The organism is Falsiroseomonas bella, assembly GCF_003173615.1.
GTDB classification, from domain to species: domain Bacteria; phylum Pseudomonadota; class Alphaproteobacteria; order Acetobacterales; family Acetobacteraceae; genus Falsiroseomonas; species Falsiroseomonas bella.
The window spans coordinates 865,543-879,885 of record NZ_QGNA01000002.1; the positions used below are offsets into that span (position 1 = coordinate 865,543).

The 14,343-nt window shown below is 71.7% G+C and carries 13 protein-coding genes; all 13 read right to left on the reverse strand.

Annotated features, from left to right (window positions below):
• Nucleotides 1–2: 2 nt before the first annotated feature.
• The 13 genes from DFH01_RS28185 to DFH01_RS12370 all read right to left on the reverse strand — a co-directional run bounded on the left by DFH01_RS28185 (nt 3) and on the right by DFH01_RS12370 (nt 14,325).
• Nucleotides 3–398 carry a GPW/gp25 family protein gene (locus DFH01_RS28185; protein WP_158287734.1) on the reverse strand — a complete coding sequence of 132 codons (396 nt, stop codon included), beginning with the start codon at nt 396–398 and terminating at the stop codon, nt 3–5.
• Nucleotides 395–2,875, reverse strand: a complete 2,481-nt coding sequence (locus DFH01_RS28190) for a hypothetical protein (protein WP_233256076.1) — start codon at nt 2,873–2,875, stop codon at nt 395–397. The genes DFH01_RS28185 and DFH01_RS28190 overlap by 4 nt, the downstream gene beginning before the upstream one ends.
• Complete coding sequence (locus DFH01_RS12320; protein WP_109870707.1) at nt 2,875–3,564, reverse strand: phage baseplate assembly protein V; 690 nt, start codon at nt 3,562–3,564, stop codon at nt 2,875–2,877. Before DFH01_RS12320 ends, DFH01_RS28190 begins: the two co-directional genes overlap by 1 nt.
• On the reverse strand, nt 3,561–4,649 hold the full coding sequence (locus DFH01_RS12325) for a phage late control D family protein (RefSeq protein ID WP_109870708.1): 1,089 nt from the start codon (nt 4,647–4,649) through the stop codon (nt 3,561–3,563). The genes DFH01_RS12320 and DFH01_RS12325 overlap by 4 nt, the downstream gene beginning before the upstream one ends.
• Nucleotides 4,646–4,843, reverse strand: a complete 198-nt coding sequence (locus DFH01_RS12330) for a hypothetical protein (RefSeq protein WP_109870709.1) — start codon at nt 4,841–4,843, stop codon at nt 4,646–4,648. The genes DFH01_RS12325 and DFH01_RS12330 overlap by 4 nt, the downstream gene beginning before the upstream one ends.
• 3 nt (nt 4,844–4,846) lie before the next feature.
• Complete coding sequence (locus tag DFH01_RS12335) at nt 4,847–6,127, reverse strand: CIS tube protein (protein WP_109870710.1); 1,281 nt, start codon at nt 6,125–6,127, stop codon at nt 4,847–4,849.
• A complete protein-coding gene (locus DFH01_RS12340; protein WP_109870711.1) occupies nt 6,124–6,618 on the reverse strand; it encodes a phage tail protein in 495 nt (164 codons plus the stop codon). Before DFH01_RS12340 ends, DFH01_RS12335 begins: the two co-directional genes overlap by 4 nt.
• Nucleotides 6,615–8,771: a phage tail sheath C-terminal domain-containing protein gene (locus DFH01_RS12345; protein WP_109870712.1), complete on the reverse strand. Its 2,157-nt coding sequence runs from the start codon at nt 8,769–8,771 to the stop codon at nt 6,615–6,617. Before DFH01_RS12345 ends, DFH01_RS12340 begins: the two co-directional genes overlap by 4 nt.
• A 7-nt stretch (nt 8,772–8,778) precedes the next feature.
• Nucleotides 8,779–9,234 (reverse strand): phage tail protein, encoded by a 456-nt coding sequence (locus DFH01_RS12350; protein WP_109870713.1) that lies wholly within the window; start codon nt 9,232–9,234, stop codon nt 8,779–8,781.
• A 23-nt stretch (nt 9,235–9,257) separates the two neighbouring features.
• Nucleotides 9,258–11,105: a phage tail sheath family protein gene (locus DFH01_RS12355; protein ID WP_109870714.1), complete on the reverse strand. Its 1,848-nt coding sequence runs from the start codon at nt 11,103–11,105 to the stop codon at nt 9,258–9,260.
• 12 nt (nt 11,106–11,117) lie between these two features.
• Nucleotides 11,118–11,960, reverse strand: a complete 843-nt coding sequence (locus tag DFH01_RS12360; RefSeq protein ID WP_109870715.1) for a carboxypeptidase-like regulatory domain-containing protein — start codon at nt 11,958–11,960, stop codon at nt 11,118–11,120.
• Nucleotides 11,957–12,526: a Pvc16 family protein gene (locus DFH01_RS12365; RefSeq protein ID WP_109870716.1), complete on the reverse strand. Its 570-nt coding sequence runs from the start codon at nt 12,524–12,526 to the stop codon at nt 11,957–11,959. Before DFH01_RS12365 ends, DFH01_RS12360 begins: the two co-directional genes overlap by 4 nt.
• A 290-nt stretch (nt 12,527–12,816) precedes the next feature.
• Nucleotides 12,817–14,325, reverse strand: coding sequence for an ABC transporter substrate-binding protein (locus DFH01_RS12370; protein ID WP_109870717.1), 1,509 nt, complete (start codon nt 14,323–14,325; stop codon nt 12,817–12,819).
• Between the last annotated feature and the right edge of the window lie 18 nt (nt 14,326–14,343).

Sequence of the window (14,343 nt, forward strand, 5' to 3'; positions counted from 1 at the left end):
GCTCAGCCTCCTCCCTGCAGGTTCAGCCCGACCGTCGCCGCCTGCGGCACCGCGCTGCCGGGGATGCGGAAGCGCACGGTGATCTCCAGCCGCTCCGGCTCGCGCGGTGCGGTGGCTATCTCCACGCCTTCCAGCTTCAGCCGCGGCAGGTCTCGCCCAATCGCGTCCTCGATCGTCAGGCGCATGCGCGTCCGCGTTTCCAGGCTGTTCGGCTGGAACAGGAAGCGGCGCAGGCCGGCGCCGAACAGCGGCCGGCCGATGCGCTCGCCGGGCTCGGTCAGCAGCACCGCGCGCACCGCCTGGTCGGCGGCCTCGGGATCCTCGATCCAGCCCCAGCCGGCGGGGCCGACCAGCGGAAGACGGACGCCGCGCAGCGGCCTGGACTGCGTTCCGCTCATGACGATTTCTTCGGCACGGGGATGGGGATGCAGAACTTCAGCAGCAGCATCCAGAAGAAGCCCGGGATCAGGATCAGGATCGAGAAGATGATGCTGAACAGGATGAAGGCGCAGATGGTCAGCACGGGGATGCCGAAGCTGCAGATCCAGCCGATGCCCCAGGCGCGCTTGGTGTCCTCGGGTTCCTCGCCGGTGATGTAGCTGCTGTTGGGCGGCGCGGCGAAGGCGGCGAAGGGCTTTGCACGCGCCTTCGCCATGCGCGGGATGTCGCGGATCAGCTTCGGGATGTCGGGCAGCTGCACCGTGGCGGGCTTGGCGCCGAGGATGTCGGTGGGCTCCGCGATGCTGAACGGCTCGCTGCCGAGCGTCCAGACGATCGTCTCCTTCTCGCATCTGTCGCGGCCGGCCACGCGCGCCCAGCACCAGACGGCGTAGAGGCTGTCATGGTCGTAGCGCTTGCGCGGCACGCGCGCCTCGTCGCGCGCGACGCGCAGCGCGACCGCCTGGTTCGCATAGCGTGCGGCGAGCGAGATGCCGAGGGATGCGATGGCCAGCGATGTCGGTGTCGCGCCGGGCAGGCCAAGCAGGCCGCGCGCCGGTTGCTCCAGAACTTCCAGCCCCTGCACACGCAGGATCGTCGGATCCGATGCCCCGCCGGTCAGCTGGCCGATGCGGCCGGCGATGCTCGTAGCGCGCGCGTCGAGGCGCGCATTCTGTTCCTCGTCGAAGGCCGTGCCCGCGGGCGCCACGCCCGTCTCGAACGCGGCGAAGGCATCTTCCATCCGCCGCGCCGCCTCATGCGCATCCCATGCGCGCAGGTCGCCCGTGCCCGGCGGTGTGCGAAGGTCGAGTGGCGGCCATGTCGGCGCATCCGGCGTGCCACGCCATGCCTCGAGCCCGAGCGCGGCGGCGATCTCCTCGCCCAACGCGCCGGGCGTGCCGGCGGGCACGCCGCCCTGCATGGCAATCAGCGAGGCGGTCTCCGCATCCGGTCCGAACATCTGCCGTCGCAGCGTGGCGGCGAGTCCGATGCGCATCACGCGGAGCCGCAGCAGGACGCAGGCCCAGAGCATGCCGGCATCCTCGGGGTTCACGCCGACGGAGACGCCACCGGTCGCGGGCGGCACCGGCGTGCCGTTACGGAAGGCGGTCGCCACCTGGCGCAGCCGGTGGTCGAGTAGGATGCGCCAGGAAGGGCGGTTCGCCGTGTAGTTCTCCGCGCCCCAGACCGAGCCGAAGCGTTCCGTCCGACGGCTGCCATCGGCCGCCCAGGTGCCAAGCAGGTCGCGCGCGCGTCCGAGCCACAGCCCCGCGGTCTCAGGCTCGTCCGCGTCGAGCGCATCCGCATCAACCGTGGCCGGTGCCAGTACGGAGAAGCCGGCGGCCAGCATGGCGCCGAGCATGCGATCCAGTGCGCTTGCCACCGCCTGGTCCGCCGGTCCGGCCGGCGGTCCACCGCTGCCGATGAAGCCGTCCACCGTGTTCCAGGCATTCGCGATCTCGGCGGAACTCGGCTGTGCCGGCAGGACGGTGGCGTCCAGCAGATCGCCCAGCGCGGCGTTGATCGTTGTCGCCATCGTCGGCGCGGCGAGCGCAGCCTGCGCAACGGTGTCGGTCGCGCGCTGCTGTAGCGCGGAGACGGTCTCTGCCGGCGAGAGCGGCACTGCATCGCCCGCCTGCTCGGCCGAGGAGAAGACCGGAAGGTAGCCGTACAGCGTGCAATGCCGCGCGGCCGCGCCCGCCGCCGCATCCGGCTGCAGCAGCGCGAGCTTCGCGCTGTCCAGCGCCGTCGGCAGCGGCGTGTCCGCGGGCAGGCCGAGCCGCGCGCGCAGCGCCACTTCCTGCCCGGCATAGGCGCCTGCCGCGATCGCCTGCGGATCGAGCTGAGCGATCGGCAGCGCAAGCTCCGTCCAGACGCCGCGCTTGCCGTCCGCGCTGATCCAGTCCTCCCAGCGCTCGCACGTGCGATCCGGCCGCAGCCGCCGCACGACCGCACCGGAGGCGACGATCCGCGCGCGGTCCACCGGCGGGAAGCCGAGGCGGCGGCACACCAGGTCGAAGGCGACGAAGGTGAAGCGCTGGTGCAGCGGGAGGTAGAGCTTGCGCAGCCACGGCGGCGTGCCCGCCGGAATGCCGTCGCCGGGCAGCCCGTCATCCTCGATGGCCAGCGGCTCGGCCCGTTTCAGCGTGATCGGATAGAGCGCACTGCCCGCGGCATCCAGCACGCCGGAAGGCGGCTCCGACCAGTCGCGCCAGGGCAGCAGCTTCGGCAGCGCCTGCGGATTGGCGACGGCCGCGAGAAAATCCTCGACGAAGCTCGTGCCCTCGAAGCTCAGCAGGGGCGGCTGCGCGGCCTCCGGCATGGCCGTGCCGCGCAGGAAAAAGGGTGTCGCGGCGACGAGCGTCTCCCGTGGCGCGTGCTTGACCGCCGGGACGATGAGGCGCCTGCGCGCGCGGGGGGCGAGGTCCAGCGGCATCACCAGACGTTCCCGGCGCCGGGTGTGTAGCTGGCGCTGATCACCGAATTGGTGATGAGCGTGTCGCATTGGACGACGCCGGAGAAGCGGCTCATGCCAGCATCCACCTGCACCATGCCCGCGCTGACGGAAAGCTGTGCCGGGGCGTTGATGGTGACGCGCGTATTCGCCGTGATCTCGACATTGCCCGCCGCATCCATCTTCATCGTGACGCCATTGGTGTGCGTGAGCGTGACGGTGCCGCCGGAGGCATCGTCCAGCGTCAGCTTGTGACCCCCCTGCGTCTCCACCTCCACCTTCTCGGCGCCAGCCGTGTCGTCCAGCAGCACGCGGTGGCCCGAGCGCGAGGTGATGGAGCGCAGGTTGTTCTGCGCATCCATGGTTTCGGGCGGCGCATCCACGCCGTTCCACAGCGCGCCGATCACGTAGGGCCGGCTGGCATCGCCGCCGTGGAAGGCGACCAGCACCTCGTCGCCGGGTTCCGGGATGAACCAGCTTCCGCGGTCGGCACCGGCCATCATCGTGGCCAGCCGCGCCCAGGCCTGCGCATTCGCCGCATCCGCGCCGAGCCAGGGCAGCTCCACCTTCACGCGGCCCTGGCCGTCGGGGTCCTGCACGTCGCGCACGAGGGCGGGATAGACGCCGGCGAGGACGGGGCGGCTGAAGCCGCCGAAATCGAGCGGGGTCATGCGCCGGCCTCCAGCGCGGCGCGGCAGGCGTCGAACTCCGTGCGGTAGCCCGCCGCCTGGTCGAAGCTGTGGCGCACCGCCGTCACTTCCCATACGCCGGAGAACCAGGCGCCGAGGTCCAGAAGCTCGACGCGCGCGCCGACCCGCAGCTGCGGCGTGCCGCGCGTGACGCCGCGGCCGCGCAGGAAATGCCGCGCGCGATGCTGCATGCGCGCTTCCGCCAGCCGACGCGCCTCGTCCGTGCTGGCCGGCGCGTCCAGATGCAGGTCCTCTGGCGCATCGCCCCAGGCTTCCCGCACGATCTCGGCACCCGTGCGGCCCTGGCCCTCGGCGACGGCGCGGGCGGCGTCCGTGCCGGCTTCCTCGGTGATCGCCTGCTTGCCCCCGACGTCCCAGCCATGCACGCGCACGGCGCTGCGCTGCTCGGCCAGGTCGGCCTTCAGCTCGAAACGGATCAGCTCGTTCAGGCGGGTCAGCGTGACGGGCCGGGCGCCGTCGCTCCGCGTCGTCACCTTCACCGCGCCGTCGCGCAGCGTGATGCGCGCATCCAGTGCTCGGGCGCGTTCGCGGAGAAGAGCGAGTTCGCTCTGTCCCACTTGCCAGCGCTGGGTGTGGGAGGGTCCATCCGCCTGCACATCGGCGCGCAGCCCCGCATCCTGTACGAGCTGGTTCAGGATGTCGGCGTCGCTGCTCTGCTCGAACACGCGCGACCGGCGCTTCAGCCTGAGCCGCGCCAGATTGTCCTCTGCGAGGATGGTGAGCTCGGGCGGGCGCTGCTCGGGGTAGAGCGCGCCGATGGCGCTGATGGTGCCATCGAACACCGTCTCGCTGCTGCCGCCGACGTTGAAGGCGATGGCGATGGCCTTGCCGAAGTCCAGCCGGCTCCGGTCGAAATGCACGAAGCCGGGGCCGCTGGCGCCTTCGGCGGCACCGAAGTTGAGGAAGACGGCTTCCAGCTCGTCCACGCCGTTGCTGTCGGCTCGGGTTTCCAGGCGGATCAGGTCGCGGCCGAGTGCGGAATCCTCCTGCCCGTCGACCGAAATGACGGGCCTTGCACCGACCAGCAGGGGCGGGCCGTCATTCATCGCTGCGGCAGCCTCCGGCGGAGTTCGCGCTCGAGTTCCTCCGCGATGATCTCGCGGATCGCCGCGCGCAGTTCCTCCACCTGCACTTCCAGCGGCTGGCCGCCGGCCTCGGCGGATGCCGTGCCGGCGCCGGACGGAGCGGCGCCGCGATCCACGCTGATGTCGGTGTCCACCTGGCCGATGATGACGGGCATCGCTCAGCCCCCGCCGCAGCGCGCGCAGCCGCAGCCGCCGCCACAGCCGCAACCCGATGTCCGGCTCGCCCCGGCGGCAACGAAGCGCGGCGGCGCCACGCCGAGCGCCTCCCAGCGCGGACGGCGATCACCGGTGGTCTCCGCCGCGCGCGGCACGCCGCGGATCGCCAGCGGTGCGATGCCCGTCGGGGCGCGCGGCAGCACCGGCGGCGGCGAGCCACGCGGGGCCAGGGGCGTCACGGCATCGGGCGTGTTCGGCGCGGCCAGCGCGATCCCCGCCGCGCGTTGCGACAGCACGATGGCCGCGAGCCCTGCGGCCTGGCTGCCAGGCGCGGGGCCCTCCGGCGCCCAGGGGCTCGGCGGGGAAGGGATGCTGCCCTTCACTGCCGCAGCCGTTCCGGCCCCCGCGCGGCCGCTGCCGGATGGCGTCGCGGCCACGACGCCCGACTTGCCTGCCGTCGCGCCCCCCGTGCCGAGCGCCGAGGACCCGAACAGGTCCACCGCCGCGTCCGCCGACAGGGACACGCCTGCACCCGCGGACAATCCCACATCCACCGACAGGCCGAGTTCCGCCTGCAGCGAGATGTCGGCGGAGAACCCGGCAGAGAACTCTGCCGAAAAGCCGGCGGAGAAGCCCGCCGACAGTCCCAACGAGAAGCCGCCGGAGCCGAGGTCGAACAGGCTGTCCGCGCCGGACGCGCTCGCTGCGTCGCGCATGCTGTTGGGCGAGGGCGCGGCCGCCGCCTGCGCGCGCGCGCGTTCCTGGCTGTCGATCTCGTAGCGGAATTCCTGCTCCGTCAGCGTGATCTGCACCTTGCTGCGCAGCGGCACGCCGCCCGGCGAGAAGTAGTCGAAGGTCTCCTGGTACTGCGTGATCAGGCCGTTGAAGACGATGCTGCCCCAGCGGAACTGAACGCGCCTCGGCGCAGGCTGGCTGTTGCCGCCGCTGCCCTGCTCGCTCTCCGCCGCCTGGATCAGCAGCGCGAGCGGGCGCGTGCGCAGGCGGACATCCAGCTCCTCTTCCTGGATCGGCGCGCGGCCGTCCTCGCCGTCGCGCGGGCGGGTGCTGTCGAACACCGCCTCGAAGGACAGCGTCGCCGAGGACGCGCCGACATTCTGTACCTGCTGCCGCCCCTGGCGCGAGCGGTCGCGCGATTCCCCGGCGCTGGTCTTCAACGTCAGCGTCGCCGGGTTGAAGTCGAGCGGAACCGCCTGGTCATCCTGCGGCTCGGTGCCCGCCTCGTTGAAGGGCACGATGCTGGCGCGGCGGAACTGCGCGGTCATGACGCGAGCTCCCGCGCCAGGCCTTCATGCGCGATGTGCAGCTCCTCGATCGCGACCTCGCTCGCGCCCTTGGCGGAGAGATCGGCCGACTTCACCTTGGTCACCAGACCACGCGTGAAGGACCACACGGCCTGCGGATCGCCACGCGGCCCCTCCGCGCCGAAGACGGTGATGGCGCCGGAGACATAGGGCAGGGGGAAGGTGCCGTCGGTGCAGCGCTGGATCCAGGCCCAGAAGGCGTCGTCCAGCGTGACGCCGCGCTTCAGCACCAGTGCGGGGGAACTCACCTTGCCCGGCAACTGCCGGACGCCGAGGTTGTAGCCGCCCTCCCGCAGCGGGGTCATCTCGATGTTGAGCTCGAGCCCCGTCACCTCGCTGAAGGCGCCGCGCGCGGCATGCGGGCTGCCATCGGCCAGACCCTCGTCGCCGCCGAAGCCGGAGACGGTGATCTCCACGCTGAAATTGAAGCGCGTGAGGAAGGCATCGCTCATCCTTCCGCCTCCAGCGCGGCGCCGAGCCCCGCGCGCACCAGGCGGAAGACGATGAACTCGGCCGGCACCGCCGGCGCCACGCCGACGAGCAGGATCACCTGCCCGTTGTCGCGCGCGTTCAGCGGCGTGGTGGTGACGTCGCAGCGCGCGAAATAGGCCTCGCGCGCCGTGCGCCCGGCGAGCCCGCCGGCATCGAACACGGCGCGCAGCCGCTGCGTCGCAGCGCGCACAAGGCCCGCCCAGAGCACATGGTTGTTCGGCTCGAAGGGCGCCCACTCCAGGTCCTTGGCGATCTGCAGCTTCAGCCAGTCCACCAGCCGCCGGACGGAGATATGCGTCCAGTCGCGGTCGAGCGAGGTAGTGCGGCTGCCCAGCAGCATCAGCCCGCGCTCGGTCGGGCGGATCACATCCACCCGTTCCTCGTGCAGGAAGCCGGCATCGGGCAGGCCGGGATCGTCGGCGACGCCGAAGGCGCTGCGCAATGCCTGGTTCGCCGGCGCGCTCCAGGGATGGCTGGCGATCTCGACGCGCGCAGCGATGCCCGCGGCGACGCATGCGGGCGGCAGCACCACCGGCGCGGCGCGGGGATCGCGCGCATCCGCCGCCAGCAGCCAGGGCGCGTAGAGCGCGGCGCGGTCGGAAGCCAGCGCGCGCCGCCAGGCGCCGATCTCGCCCGGCGTGAGGCGCGGCGGCAGGTCGAGCAGCGCGATGCGCGCGCCATGCGCCTCGCAGGCGGAGACAACGGCCGCCTGCGTGTCCCTGAGGTCGTCGAGATCCTCGCCCAGCCAGCGGTAATCCAGCACGGGCCGCGCAATCGTCACCGCCGGGGGGATGCAGGCGCCGAAGCAGGGGGCGCCGGGCTCCGGCGTGGGGTCGGGCGCCGCCGGCTCGGCCGGCGCCGGGTGCAGCAGGTCCGGCAGCACGATCAGTGCGGCCGGCGAGAAGGGCTGCTTCGAATCCCACTCCCCCAGCGCATCCAGCGCCGCCGGACGGTTCGCGAAGACGAGGAAGCGATGGTCGCCGTCCCCCGCGAGATGCGAGGGCGTGATGCCAGCGGGTTCCAGGAAGTGATGGCGCCGCGTGGTCTCGGCCGCGTCGCGCCCCTGACGCACCGGCGGCAGGTCGGCGCCGGCGGCGAGCAGGCCATCCGGCGCGGCGAGCAGCTCCGCTCCCGGATAGAGCCAGGCGTTGCGGTGCAAGGCAGAAGGTCGCAGGAATTCCGAACCGGTCGGATCTTCAGGCCCGCCCCATATGCGGTCCGGCGAGCCCGCTTCCGTCTCCGGATCGCTGCCGTTCACGGGCGGCGGCAGCAGCATCTCGGAGGCCGCGCGACGACCGAGCAGGCGCAGCAGGTAGCGCGGGTGATCCGCGTGCAGCCCCGCTTCCTCCCAGCTCTCCACCACCTGCCCATCGAGCGTGATGGCGAGGGAGAGCAGGATCTCCTCCGTGCCCGTCGCGCTGGCTGCCTGGCGGAAGCCCGGAGGCGGCTCGGGTGTCAGCGTCAGCCGCACGGTGCCCCGCCCGGCAGGCTCCACGGCGGAGACATGCGCCACATGCCAGGACCGCACGCCGCCCAGCGTGCCGGGCAGGCGCAGCGTGGTGCCGGGCAGGCCGCGATGTGCCGGCGCAAGCCAGCGTCGCCGCCACACCGGGGCGCCACCGCCTTCCGGCGTAATCCATCCGAAGTCGCGTTGCAGCGGCAGGGCGCGGCGCCGCGCGCTGAGGCGCAGCAGCATCCGGTTGCCCCAGCTTCCCGGATTGCGCGCGGCAATCCGCACGGCGCGGCGCGCGGGTGTCGCGCCACGCACAGTGACGCCGGGCAGCACGAAGCGCGCCGTGCGGGCGTTGCGGTGATCCATGCAGCGGATCGCGATGCAGCGCCGCCCACCTTCCGCGAAGAAGGCGCGCACCGCCTGCGGCAGCTTCAGGCCCGCGACGGCGCCGCCGAACAGCCGCGTGAAGTCGGCGAAGCTCTCGACCGGCACGGGTGTATTGACAGGTCCGCGTTCCGCCAGCCCGATGAGACACGCCGTGTCCAGCCGGACGATGCGCGGCACGGCAGCCGTCGCGCGCGCCTCGTACACGCCGGGCGGCAGGCCCGGCCGGTAGGGCGCGCCGGCCGCGAAGTCCGCGCGACGCAGAGAGGCGCTCATGGCCGCCTCACTCCATGCTGATGTCCTCGCAGACCAGCGCCAACTCCTCCATCGCCACGTCCGTGCCGCCCTTCGCCGCGAGCGTCGGGCCGGTCAGCTTCGACGGCCGTGCGTTGATCAGCTTCCAGCTCATCACCACGTCGGAGCGGTCCTCGCTCATCAGCTCCACCACCACGGTGGCCTTCGCGTCCAGCTTTCCCTGTCGCGCCTGGTCGATCCACTGATAGAGATCGAGCCGACCGATCAGCCCCCGCTTCAGCGTGACGTCGCCCGCCTTGTACATCAGCGCCACCTTGCGCGGCCGGTTGGCAGCGTCCGTGCCGTCGCGGTAGTCGGCATAGGTCACTTCCGTCGAGAGCCCCGACACGTCGGAGAATCCCGCCCTAATCTCGGTCCCCGAGTTGGGCGTTATGGTGACCTTGAAGTTGAACGCCCCGTAGGGGTCGTCGCGTGTCACAGCCATGATGCGTGATCCCCCTCAGCCGGTCAGACGATCGAGGCGTCGGCCGTCCATTGGCCGATGCGGAAGATGACGAATTCGGCGGGCTTGGTCGGCGCCACGCCGATCAGGCAGACCAGCCTGCCATTGTCGAGGTCCGACTGGCTCATGGTGGAGCGGTCGCAGCGCACCCAGTAGGCTTCGTCGGGCTTCGTCCCCATCAGCGCGCCGCTGCGCCAGACGTCGTAGAGGAAGCTCTCGACCGTCAGCCGGATCTTCAGCCACAGCGTCTCGTTGTTCGGCTCGAACACCGCCCATTGGGTGCCGCGGTCGATCGAATGCTCCATGAAGATGAAGAGCCGGCGGACATTGATGTAGGTCCACTCCGGATCGCTGGTCATCGTCCGCGCGCCCCATACGCGGTTGCCGCGGCCTTCGAAGAAGCGCAGGCAGTTGATGCCCTCGGGGTTCAGCACGTCCTGCTCGCCCTTGTTGACAGGGCGGGAGAACCGCAGGATGCCGCGCACCACCTCGTTCGCCGGCGCCTTGTGCACGCCGCGCTCGATGTCGCTGCGCGCGTAGATGCCGGCCATCGCGCCTTCGGGGCTGAGCAGCAGCGTCTCTCCCGTCAGGCCGGAAGGCCGCGGCACCACGAGCCACGGATAGTAGAGCGCGGCATAGGTGCTGTCGTGCTGTCCGCGCGCTTCCCGTATCGCGGCGGAATCCGCATCGGACGGACCGGCCACGATGCCGAAGCGATAGCGCATGCGCTCGCAATGCGAGATCACCGCGCCGCGCACCAGCTGCGCCTCGTCGTCCTCCAGCGCCGCGCCGCCCGGCGCGGCGACGATCGCGATGTCCTCGATCTCCTCCAGCGCGACCAGCCCGGTGGCCTCATGCCCCGCGCCTTCGCCGGCGAAGAGTTCGGAATCGGCAAGCCTGCCATCGACGCCGCCCGTCAGCGTGATGGGCGAGGCGCTGATCAGGGCCGCTGCCAGCCCGCCCGCGAATTCCGCGCGCTGCGCGGCGGTGGTCGGCAGAGTTCCGGCATCGAAGAAGATGCGGTTGGTGCGGTCGGGCGGCGGCCCGACGCCCGCATCGTGATCCTCGTGCCGCAGGACGCGACCGATGAAGACCTCGGAGTCCTGGTGCGGCGAGAGGCCCGCATGGTTGTCGGAACGGTCGCCAGTGGAACCATCGCCATTCGGCTGCACCAGCAGCGCAAGCGTCACCTTCTGCACGCTGACCAGCCCCGCCGCGTTGAGGTCGAGCGTGCCGCTGGCGCCGGTCAGGACCGGCCGGCCGGTTGCGTCGAGCGAGACGGCCCAGAGCGCATTGGCCGTCAGTGCCTGCGCGCCGGTCGCCGCCACCACGCGGTCCTTCGCGGCGCTGTTGTTGGATTCCACCAGGTCGCCCGGCCGCACGCCGGCCAGGCTGCGGTTCGGCGCCGTCCCGGTCAGCAGGTTGCCGCTGCGCGTGCCTGTCACGCGCACCACGACATTGCCGGCGCGGCCGGGGAAGCGCGCGCGGATGAAGCGATCCGCCCCCAGCACCGACAGCGCCGCGGAGGATGCCCGTGCGTCATCCGCATCCTGCCCGGCGGGCGGGTTGAAGATGCGCGCGACATAGACGCGCTTGCCGCCATTCTCGAAGAAGTGGCGCACGGCGAAGGCGAGGTGGTTGGTCGTCAACCCCTCGGTCAGCACCAGGTCCTGGCTGTCGCCGAAGTAACGCTGGAACTCCTCGAAGGAGGTGACGAGCTGCGGCGCGCCGGCCACGGGACCGAAGCGCGCCTGCCCGACGAAGCCCGCCGTGGAGGTCGCGACCCCCTCGATGGATTTCGCGCGGAAGGAGGTCTCCTCCACATAGACGCCGGGGGCCAGGTATTCGGGCATGCGCGTGCCTCCTCAGGCCAGTTCGATGTCCCAGCGGGTCTGCTGCCCGCCGAAGATCGGCAGTGTGGGGTCGTTGCCGGGTGCGCCGGCGCGCCGCACGCCGCGCGAATCGCGCAGCGCGAAGCTCCGTCGCTCGAAGGGCGAGCCCGGCGCGTCGGGATCGATCGCGTCGCGCTCGGCGGGCAGGGCGGCGACGAAATCCTGGGCAAGGGCGGCGGCGAGCGCCGCGCGCGGTGCATGCACGATCAGCTGGCGGGTCGCACGCCAGGGCGGATCGCCGCCGATCACGTCCGGCCTCTCGCCGGGGAGGCGCAGCGCGTAGCTCCCATCCGCCGCGGACCAGGAAAGATGGCGGCGCACCACGCCGTCGACGAAGGTGGTGACCATCAGCCGCGCGAGCGCCATCGGCCGTCCCGCTGCATCGCGCACCTGCCCCCAGGCCGCCGTCACGCCGGGGACGAGCGGCGCGGTCGGCGATGCGTGCAGCTCGACCTCGCGCAGCAGGGGGCGGGGTGCCATGTCCGGCGCAGCGATGCCGGCTTCCAGCCGTCGTCGCACGGCGCTGCGATCCGGCACGACCAGCGAGAAGACGGCGGGCTGGAAGCGCCCGCCCAGATCGGTCACGACCAGGCGGCGCGGGCCGGGCGGCAGGCGCAGGAAGCCGTAGAGCCCGGTCTCGGGATGCCAGCCTGGCCGCTCGGCCGCGTCCTCGGCCGCCACGCGAAGCCCCTCGATCGGCGGCGGCGCCGCAGGGCGGCCGATTGCCACATGGCGCAGCGGCCGCAGCGCCAGAAGGCCGAGCGCGACGACGCGATCCACGCTGCGCGTCGCGGCGAAGGCGAGGGCGCTGCTCATCGCGGCACGCCCGGTATGCCGACCAGTGTGCGCGCCTCGACCATCGGCGCATCCACACGCTCGACGGGCGCGAGGCGCACCGTGCGCACAAGATAGGGCATGGAGAGCAGCGGCGGCCCCTCGAACCCGTCCCAGAGGCGCAGGAAGTCCTCGTTCTCCAGCGGCTCGGGGCTGACCTGCAGCGCGACGCCCGGCTCCCATGGGTAGGAGGGCGACAGCATCGGCCCCGAGACCACCGCGAAGCGATCCAGGATCTGCATGCAGCGGCCGAGCATCACCTGCTCGCCTTCGGCGGAATTGAGGCCCCAGACGATCAGCAGGTAATGCAGCTCGAGCCCCAGTGCGCTGCGCGACGGCGCCGTGGGCGCGGTGCGCGGCAGGTCCACATGGCGGCGCGTCTGGTCCAGGCCGACGCGATACAGCATGAGGCCGACGCGGTTCTGCAGCGTGGGGCGCACATCGCGCGAGGACATCGCCTGGACCGTGTAGCCATCCAGTCCGCCGCCCTCCGTCAGGCGTGTCCTGAGAAGCTGCACGAGGCTGTCGGTGGCGCCCGCAATGGACACGGCCCGCTACGCCCTCCTGCTGCAAAGCAGTGCGCCGAAAGCCCCGATCGCACTGCACGACACATGCAGCCTTGTCGCGCGGCTAGGACGTTAGGGCGTGTTCTTTGCGCGACGCAACCGAGAAGTTTCGCACGTTCCCATTGTGTCCCGTGCGGGTTGCGCGCGGCGCCAGGGCTTCACGCGAGGCCCGGCGCGTGATGCGAAGGTCGGTTCGCGCCCGACGCACGGCGCTTCTCGCGCAATCGTGAAGCGCCGTGCTGCGATGCGTCATGCGCCGCGCCGTCGCCAGTCTATTGCATGCGCGTGGCGGAGGTGATCGGCGGCCCGAGATTCAACGAGCCCTCGAGCCGATAGCCGAGATCAAGGCTGGCGCGCCGCACCCAGACCTGGCGCAGGTCGAACAGCGGGACGCTGCAGGCCGCTTCCAGGATCTTGCGCTGCGCGCTCGCCCACAGCGCCAGTTGCCTCGGCTCGTCCGGCTCGGCCCGCGCCGCGTCGATCTCGGCATCCGCCACGTCACAATGCGCGAAGTTGAGCGAGGCGGTCGGCTGCCCCGGCGCGCTGCGGGAGAGATACATCTGCGTGAGATAGCTGTCCGCCACCGGGAAGCGCGCCGCGCCATAGAAGGTCATCTGCGACAGGTTCTGCCGGATGCGCGCGTGATAGGTCGCATGTTCCACCACATCCATCTCGAGCCGGATGTTGGCGCGGCGCAGCTGCGCCTGGATCACCTCCATGATCGGCAGCTGCGCGGAGTTGGAGGAGACCACCGCCTTGATCGTCACGCCCTCCGGATGCCCGGCCTCGGCGAGCAGCGCGCGGGCGCGGTTCACGTCGGGCGCGAAGCGCGGCACCTGGTCCGTGCTGCCGAGATAGCCGGGCGGCACCGGGCTCGGCCAGGGCGTCGCCACGTCCAGCCCGACGAAGCGCGCGATCGCGCCGGGGTCGATCGCGTGCTGGACCGCGCGCCGAACCCGCACATCGTCGAGCGGCGCGGAGCGCGTGTTGATCAGCACGGTGCGGAACTCGCCGGGCGAGAAGACCTCCACGGCGGTGTTGGGCTGCGCGCGCATGCGCTCCACCCAGCGCTGCTCGCGCCGGCCGATGATCAGGTCGAGCTCGCCGGAATTGTAGGCGAGCTCACGCGTCGCATCGGAGGTGATGAAGCGGATGTCGATGGCACGGATCGCCGGGCGCCCGCGCCAATGCCCGTCGAAGGCCGCCATCCGCGCGGCGCCGCCGCCGGCGCGTTCCAGCCGGAAGGGACCCGTGCCCGGCGGCTGCCCGCCGGCATCGGCGCGGCGGGAGACGATCATGCCGCCATGGTAGTTCGCGAACAGGCCGAGCGCGCCGGCCACCGGCTCCTTCAGTGTCACGCGAACGGTCATCGGGTCCACCAGCTCCACCGCCGTGACGGCGCCGTAGTCGCTGGCGAAGGCGCTGCGCTGCCGGTCGGCGGCACGCCGCAGCGAATACACGACGTCCTCGCCTTCCAGCGGATTGCCGTCGTGGAAGCGCACGCCCTGACGCAGCCGGAAGGTGAAGGTCCGTCCATCCGCGGAGCGTTCGAAGGACTCCGCCAAGTCCGGTTCGAGCCGCGCCGGATCGGCGCTGCCGGGCGGGAAGCGCATCAGCCCGTCATAGGACCAGGAGATCGTCGCCTTGTCCTGCGTGGCGGTCGCCTTGTGCGGGTCGGTGGTGCCCATGTCCTGCGCGATCTGCCCGACGCGCAGCGTCTGGGCCTCGGCAAGGCCGACCATCATCACGCCCATGGCCAGGGCCGTCATCGTTCGACGCATCGTGTTTCCTCCCTCCTG

Excerpts from the sequence above, each read along its gene's own strand:
- DFH01_RS12370 (WP_109870717.1), bottom strand. The coding sequence starts at position 14,325 with ATGCGTCGAACGATGACGGCCCTGGCCATGGGCGTGATGATGGTCGGC.
- DFH01_RS12350 (WP_109870713.1), bottom strand. The coding sequence starts at position 9,234 with ATGGCTGTGACACGCGACGACCCCTACGGGGCGTTCAACTTCAAGGTC.
- DFH01_RS12340 (WP_109870711.1), bottom strand. The coding sequence starts at position 6,618 with ATGAGCGATGCCTTCCTCACGCGCTTCAATTTCAGCGTGGAGATCACC.
- DFH01_RS28185 (WP_158287734.1), bottom strand. The coding sequence starts at position 398 with ATGAGCGGAACGCAGTCCAGGCCGCTGCGCGGCGTCCGTCTTCCGCTG.
- DFH01_RS12325 (WP_109870708.1), bottom strand. The coding sequence starts at position 4,649 with ATGAATGACGGCCCGCCCCTGCTGGTCGGTGCAAGGCCCGTCATTTCG.
- DFH01_RS12345 (WP_109870712.1), bottom strand. The coding sequence starts at position 8,771 with ATGAGCGCCTCTCTGCGTCGCGCGGACTTCGCGGCCGGCGCGCCCTAC.
- DFH01_RS28190 (WP_233256076.1), bottom strand. The coding sequence starts at position 2,875 with ATGCCGCTGGACCTCGCCCCCCGCGCGCGCAGGCGCCTCATCGTCCCG.
- DFH01_RS12330 (WP_109870709.1), bottom strand. The coding sequence starts at position 4,843 with ATGCCCGTCATCATCGGCCAGGTGGACACCGACATCAGCGTGGATCGC.
- DFH01_RS12355 (WP_109870714.1), bottom strand. The coding sequence starts at position 11,105 with ATGCCCGAATACCTGGCCCCCGGCGTCTATGTGGAGGAGACCTCCTTC.
- DFH01_RS12320 (WP_109870707.1), bottom strand. The coding sequence starts at position 3,564 with ATGACCCCGCTCGATTTCGGCGGCTTCAGCCGCCCCGTCCTCGCCGGC.
- DFH01_RS12360 (WP_109870715.1), bottom strand. The coding sequence starts at position 11,960 with ATGAGCAGCGCCCTCGCCTTCGCCGCGACGCGCAGCGTGGATCGCGTC.
- DFH01_RS12335 (WP_109870710.1), bottom strand. The coding sequence starts at position 6,127 with ATGACCGCGCAGTTCCGCCGCGCCAGCATCGTGCCCTTCAACGAGGCG.